Below are 6,496 nucleotides of genomic sequence, written 5' to 3' on the forward strand. Positions count from 1 at the left end.
AAAGGCAATTCATCGTATCTTAATATTAGTTACCTATACTTTTTATATTAATTATATTGGATACGTAAAAATAATGGACAAACTTAAAGGCACATCGTTACTCTTAATTATTATGTTAACAAGCCTTCTATCAGGTTGTAATGCAAATAAAGAACCCAAAATGTCCGAGAAGCAAGTCGCCACTTCTTTTTTTAATGCCATTTATAATGAAAAAGACATCGATAAAGCTATCGCTTTAAGCTCTGCCGATTTTAAAAAAGAAATAGAAAAATACCACACCGCCAGCAATGTTGCGCGTCGTTTATTCAACATGAGCTTTGACTCTGTTTCATTACATACCTCAGCCAAGAAAAAGCAAATACTTGATAATTACAATATTCAGGTAACTATGATGATACAGTTCACCGGTAAACGTGATGGCAATAGCTATAAAGACTATAAAAAAATTCTATTGATTAAAAATAAGGATCAATGGTTAGTCGATAAACTGGTGGAAGATTAATATGTTGTCAATTTGAGCTTATCTTAAGAATAAGATACAGAGCAGAATTGAGCCCAATTTAAAAAGAAGAGCATTTCAGTGCTCTTCTTTTTTTAAACATTATTTGTGATTACTATTATTTGCAAAACTATCACTATATCAGCCTTAATAGGTTAATTAATGGTTTAGTTTTTAACGTTAATTACTTATATTTCAATAATTAAAATGAATAATAATTATCACCAAAATCTAGCTCTCTTTTTTCACGTCGCTCATCTTTATAAGCTTCTATTTCGCGCCATTTACGTTTATTTTGTTTCTTACTTTTCTTTTTTTCAAATTCAGTCTCTTCTTCAAAGTCACTAAAATCTAATTCTTGCCATTGTTCATCTTGCATAATAAATACTCGTAAAGTTAATGTTTATTGCAATATAAATAGCTAATATGACAATTTGTTTACAAAAAAATTAAAGTAAAATGATAGCCATTAGTTTATTTTAATAAACTCAAAAAACAACTGATTTAGCACTTACTTTACTTTAGTTAACAAGTTGACAATAATGTAGATTCACAATATCAATGTACCGCTAACATAACACCATAAGAGTTTATTTATGACTACCAACAACGATAACAACAAAGAAAACGCCACTATTCCACAAGAAGCATTTGATTGGTATGACGAATATGCTCATGGCATTATTGATAGAAGAACATTTATGAAGCGCCTTGCCGGCTTAGCTGTTGTTGGCATGAGTACTAACATACTCGCTTCGGCATTATTACCAAACTATGCACAAGCCGAACAAGTTTCATTTAATGATAAAGACATCACGGCAAGCTATGAAACATTTGAATCACCTTTAGGGCTTGGTAGCGTTCAAGGCTACTTTGTAAAACCAGCTAATTTATCAGGCCCCGCCCCCGCTGTTTTGGTAGTACACGAAAATAGAGGGTTAAATCCTTATATTAAAGATGTAGCTCGACGTGTTGCTAAAGCAGGTTTTATAGCATTTGCCCCCGATATATTACATACATTGGGCGGTTATCCAGGTAATGATGATGAAGGTAGAACAATGCAACGTACGTTAGATCGTGCAAAAGTTGAACAAGATTTTATTGCCTCCGCTAAATACCTTAAAAACCATCAATTATCTAATGGTAAACTTGGCGGTGTAGGCTTTTGTTTTGGTGGTTATATTATTAACATGCTTGCTGCAAGAGCACCTGATGTAATCAACGCCGGCGTACCTTTTTATGGCACCCCTGCGGCTAAAGAGTTGCGAAAAAACATTACAGCACCGTTAATGATTCAACTCGCCGAGCTGGATAAACGTGTCAATGCCACGTGGGATGAATACGAGCAAGACTTAAAAGCAAGTAACGTTGATTATGTAATGCACATGTACAAAAACGCCAACCATGGCTTTCATAATGATTCAACCAGTCGTTACCTACAAAAAAGCGCTGACTTGGCTTGGGAAAGAACAATCACTTTCTTTAATAAACATTTATCTACAGCGCAGTAGTTAACAGAACCATAATATTGATAGGTTTATATTGTAATCTATTCAAAACAAAGTGATGGTTGAGTCATGCTAGCCAGCTCATTAGCTGAGTTTATTTAGATGCTCAACCATGATGTTCTTTCATGGGAAATAAACTGCCGATTTGGCGGCAAAAATTGTTTATTTATCTCTTTTTCTTCTAAACCATTCCTTCATCAAACAGCCTACTTATTATTTATAATAAATAAGAAAGCACTATGTAGCTTGAACTAGACTTAATAAATGCTTTCCTCGCAGTTATTATTACTAACCTCGTCATAATGGCTCATATATTGCTCTAACGTTAAATAGTAAAAAATAATAGCACCACAATAACGAAGCAATGGATATTCATTATGATGATTTTTCAAAATTATGCTCAAGCAATCTCAAATGCAAAAGCTAATAATGAGTCACAGGTAAATTTTAATAAACCTATAACCGCCGTAGAAGCAATTCCCAGTGAAAAAGATACAGTCACACTTTCAGACAAAGCTCTAGCGATGATGAACGGTAAAACATATACCGAGGAAGCACCCACTTATATTCGTCCGGTAACGGCAAGAACATTACTTGCAAGCAATAACGAGCAAAACACTATAGGTAATACGACGACTAGTGATCAGCAAGTACCTGACTCTCGCTTTGCAGAGATAATGCAAAAAATATTAGATAAACGATTAGGGATTGATAGTGAAAAATTAGAAGAAATAGAAGTTATGATGGAGCAAGTAGCTAATGATGACAGTTTGAGCCCAGAAGCAAAACAAGAAGCCCTAGACAAGCTGACCGAGATGAGAGAACAAGTTTTTAAAGAAAGTATAGGTATGCAAGAAAATATACAACAAGCTGACTAATCCAGTAAATATAGACCATCCTACTTAACAAATGCCGTCACTATATGAGTGTGAACATAACGTTTACTCATAAAAACATCTCCATAACATTGGCTATTATCCCTTTATTCCCCCAGGAATATACTATAGGTTGCTTATAAAATTATCAGTAACCTATAAATCATAACTTAAGATCTAATCGTCATGCTACATTTGATATACAGCTTTAGGTAAACAGCTCTTTCCTATCAATAGTGCCATATTAATACCAATCTCACTAACTATGCGATCATTGCTACTTGTTAAAATCATCAACTACATCGTTATTTAATAATTTTAACAACTAGTTATTAAAATAAATTCCTTCTATTTGGCAATTTTTTCTCCGTATAAAATTGTTCACCTAATTAATGAGACTGGTATAAGCAATGCGTGCTACATACATAAATTGTATATCCCTCATCATCGTGAAATAAATCATCATCAAAAAAACTCGGCTACAAAAACGATTACTAAAACCTATCACCACAAAGTAAAAAGTAAAAAATAAACCTAAAAATGTAATAAAAAAACAACAAAGCTGACATAAAAATGCAATAAATTGAAAATAACGGTCATATTTAACGTATTTTTATTTCTTTTTCGTAATTTAATTACAAAAATGTATTTACATTCGATAAATTATTAGTATAATTACTCTAGTTCTTGAGGTAACACTCATTTAAATTATTTTCTTACGTGATACAGAGGTCTACATGAAAAAATTATTGATAGCATTAGCGTTAGTATTAACTGCAACAACAGCAACAGCGTCAAATACAAATGTGAAATTTGTAACAACTGATAACTCAACAGAAACTAATTTATGTTTATCAGCAGCAAAATACGGCTGGAAATCAGCATTAAGAAAATCACACAAAAAATTAAATTATGACATTATATGTAATGGTCAAAGCATAAAATCATTCTCTAAAAACTATAACGTTGAGCCAAAGAAAATAAATGACGACGTAACTACACAGTTTTTAGTTATACCTGCTAATGATAATTCAGCATCAAAAGTTTGTGCTCAAGCAGTAAGATCAGGCATCGATTCTGTTAAAAACACAGTAGACTTCAATGTTAAAGACGTTACCTGTAATGGCAAAAGCATTAGTAAGTTTGTAAAAGAATACAAGAACACATAGTTAAATAATTTTTAGACTTTTTTTATTCCCCGACAAAAAAGTTGCTTTAGCCACGTTATATTACGTGGCTTTTTTTTGCCTAAAAATTACAGCAAATTAATTACGATTTCCCCACTCAGTAAGAATTTACAACCCCCACCAGCTTTAAGCTCCTTCATTACCTTGCCACATCCTTGTAATTTAAAAGAAGATCCAAAGAAAGGTTAATGTTACTCTGATCTTATTAATGATTGTATACAATGAGGACTTCACTATGACCATTGGCGTTGGCGGCTCTACCCCAGAAATAGAACTGAATAAATTAACAGATATGACAGCAGATATTGTTGCTATTACTGAGCGTGAATTTAACGAACGTATTTCACAAGCACAAACCTATATGCTCGAACAAAACATTGATGCTATGTACTTAGATGCTGGCACAAACTTAACCTATTTTACAGGCTTAAAATGGTATAAAAGTGAACGCTTAGTTGGCGCTATTTTGCCTGCAAAAGGCGAATTAACGTTTATAGCACCACACTTTGAACAAGGCTCTTTGCTCGATCATATGATCATACAAGGTCAATTTAATGGTTGGCATGAACATGAAAGCCCGTATGCTTTATTTGCCCAAACATTAATAGGAATGAACATCCGTTCAGGTAATGTCGCAATAGATGAATCGGCACCTTTTTTTGTTTTTGATGGTTTTCGAAAAGCTGCTCCGCATATTAACTATACCAACGCATCAGATATTACCGCCCTGTGCCGACAAATAAAATCGAGCGCTGAAATAGCTTTAATGCAACGCGCTAAAGACATGACAATTGCTGTACATAAGGCCGCTGCACGTATATTAACCCCCGGCATCAGTACTGTTGAAGTTACAGAATTTATTAATGAAGCCCATAAACGGGTTGGTGCAAGCGGTTCATCGTTTTGTATTGTGCTTTTTGGCTTAGCGACATCATTCCCACATGGTGTAAAAGAACCACAAATCTTAAAAGAGAACGATTGGGTATTAATTGATACTGGCTGTTTAGTACAAGGCTATAACTCGGATATTACAAGAACTTATGCTTACGGTGAAGCAACACCTGAGCAACGTAACGCTTGGCAAGTTGAAAAAGAAGCCCAAATTAATGCCTTTAATGAAGCTAAACTCAATGCACCATGTGGTAATGTTGATGATGGCGCACGTGCCGTATTAGAAAAACACGGTTATGGACCCGATTATCAATTACCAGGCTTACCACACCGAACCGGTCATGGCTGTGGTCTTGATATTCATGAATGGCCATATTTAGTTAAAGGGACTGAAACTAAGCTACAAACAGGTATGGTATTTAGTAATGAGCCAATGTTAGTTATACCCGATAAATTTGGTATTCGTTTAGAAGATCATTTTTACATGGATGAACAAGGCCCTGTATGGTTTACCACACCGTCGCACTCAATCGATGATCCCTTTGGATTAGAAGTCTAATTTTTCTTACATAGTAGATAACTGTGACTTACGAAATGACGGCGTTGAATATAATTTTAATCGACTTCCATTTATCGATCGTCATCCTCGTGGTTTCTTAATCGAGGATTCATTGTCTAAGAACGAGATTCCCGATCAGACACTTCGGGAATGACGACTTCGAATGCCAATACACAGCAATTACCTAACCTATCAACACGCGCCAAGTCTGCTTGAATCAAGTGCCTTAATGAAAGGTAATATTCACGTATGTTCATCATGGTGGGGTATGCTTAATTATTGTTTGGCATTTAGTTCTCTGTTCGCGTCGCGGTGGCGACAACACCCAAGGGGCGACGTACCGCCGCGCCTCCCCTTGGAACCCCTGCGGCGCCCAGCTCAGCAGAACATTAAATAACAAACGAGCCTAGTCCACGATACCTGCCGATTTATCGTCCATGAACAACGGCAGCCCTCGACGTCCTGCCTCGGGTCGAGGCCTACCATTGCTCGTTTATCATTTCATTGCTGAGATGGGTATTTAAGCACTTGGCTAATTTACTATCAAACAAACTGACTTGAGTTTTTTGAACAAACCAAAAATACAAAACCAATATTGTGAACCCTACTCTACCAAAAAACACCAAGTCTGCTTTAATCAAATGCCGTAATGAAAGGTAATATTCACGTATGTTCATCATGGTGGATTATGCTTAATTATTGCTTGGCGTTTAGTTCACTGATCGCGTCGCGGTGACGACAGCACCCATGTAACGTCATGGCTCAGCTTGACTGACAATTTTCAAAATAACTATTCATTCACTGAGATGGGTATTTAAGCACTTGGCATAGCAAGTCGATATAAAGCACATAGCCTTTTTGAACATCCAAAAATACAAAACCAATATTGTGAACCCTACTCTACCAAAAACACCAAGTCTGCTTTAATCAAGTGCCGTAATGAAAGGTAATATTCATGTATGTTCATCATGGATGAT

Annotated in this window: 7 protein-coding genes; 5 read left to right on the plus strand and 2 right to left on the minus strand. The window is 35.4% G+C overall.

The features are described from left to right. The first annotated feature begins 73 nt into the window (after nucleotides 1-73). Nucleotides 74-502 (plus strand): hypothetical protein, encoded by a 429-nt coding sequence (locus KO509_RS08980; RefSeq protein ID WP_215972946.1) that lies wholly within the window; start codon nucleotides 74-76, stop codon nucleotides 500-502. Nucleotides 503-701: 199 nt separating this feature from the next. Here KO509_RS08980 and KO509_RS08985 read toward each other — a convergent pair whose 3' ends face one another. Then, complete coding sequence (locus tag KO509_RS08985; RefSeq protein ID WP_215972947.1) at nucleotides 702-878, minus strand: DUF3545 family protein; 177 nt, start codon at nucleotides 876-878, stop codon at nucleotides 702-704. A gap of 217 nt (nucleotides 879-1,095) precedes the next feature. Here KO509_RS08985 and KO509_RS08990 point away from each other — a divergent pair, with 217 nt between their 5' ends. From KO509_RS08990 to KO509_RS09005, 4 genes are all read left to right on the plus strand, one after another. Continuing rightward, nucleotides 1,096-2,010, plus strand: coding sequence for a dienelactone hydrolase family protein (locus KO509_RS08990; protein WP_215972948.1), 915 nt, complete (start codon nucleotides 1,096-1,098; stop codon nucleotides 2,008-2,010). Nucleotides 2,011-2,384: 374 nt separating this feature from the next. Continuing rightward, nucleotides 2,385-2,885 (plus strand): hypothetical protein, encoded by a 501-nt coding sequence (locus KO509_RS08995; protein WP_215972949.1) that lies wholly within the window; start codon nucleotides 2,385-2,387, stop codon nucleotides 2,883-2,885. A 734-nt stretch (nucleotides 2,886-3,619) separates the two neighbouring features. Next, on the plus strand, nucleotides 3,620-4,051 hold the full coding sequence (locus KO509_RS09000) for a hypothetical protein (protein WP_215972950.1): 432 nt from the start codon (nucleotides 3,620-3,622) through the stop codon (nucleotides 4,049-4,051). Between the two features lie 253 nt (nucleotides 4,052-4,304). Continuing rightward, nucleotides 4,305-5,519, plus strand: a complete 1,215-nt coding sequence (locus KO509_RS09005; protein WP_215972951.1) for a Xaa-Pro peptidase family protein — start codon at nucleotides 4,305-4,307, stop codon at nucleotides 5,517-5,519. Between the two features lie 116 nt (nucleotides 5,520-5,635). Here KO509_RS09005 and KO509_RS09010 read toward each other — a convergent pair whose 3' ends face one another. Beyond that, a complete protein-coding gene (locus KO509_RS09010; protein WP_215972952.1) occupies nucleotides 5,636-5,779 on the minus strand; it encodes a hypothetical protein in 144 nt (47 codons plus the stop codon). Nucleotides 5,780-6,496: the final 717 nt, after the last annotated feature.

Source organism: Colwellia sp. C2M11 (assembly GCF_018860915.1).
Classification (GTDB): Bacteria; Pseudomonadota; Gammaproteobacteria; order Enterobacterales; family Alteromonadaceae; genus Colwellia.

Coding starts and splice junctions, on each gene's coding strand:
- KO509_RS09005 (WP_215972951.1), top strand. CDS start 4,305: ATGACCATTGGCGTTGGCGGCTCTACCCCAGAAATAGAACTGAATAAA.
- KO509_RS08980 (WP_215972946.1), top strand. CDS start 74: ATGGACAAACTTAAAGGCACATCGTTACTCTTAATTATTATGTTAACA.
- KO509_RS08985 (WP_215972947.1), bottom strand. CDS start 878: ATGCAAGATGAACAATGGCAAGAATTAGATTTTAGTGACTTTGAAGAA.
- KO509_RS09000 (WP_215972950.1), top strand. CDS start 3,620: ATGAAAAAATTATTGATAGCATTAGCGTTAGTATTAACTGCAACAACA.
- KO509_RS08995 (WP_215972949.1), top strand. CDS start 2,385: ATGATGATTTTTCAAAATTATGCTCAAGCAATCTCAAATGCAAAAGCT.
- KO509_RS09010 (WP_215972952.1), bottom strand. CDS start 5,779: ATGATGAACATACGTGAATATTACCTTTCATTAAGGCACTTGATTCAA.
- KO509_RS08990 (WP_215972948.1), top strand. CDS start 1,096: ATGACTACCAACAACGATAACAACAAAGAAAACGCCACTATTCCACAA.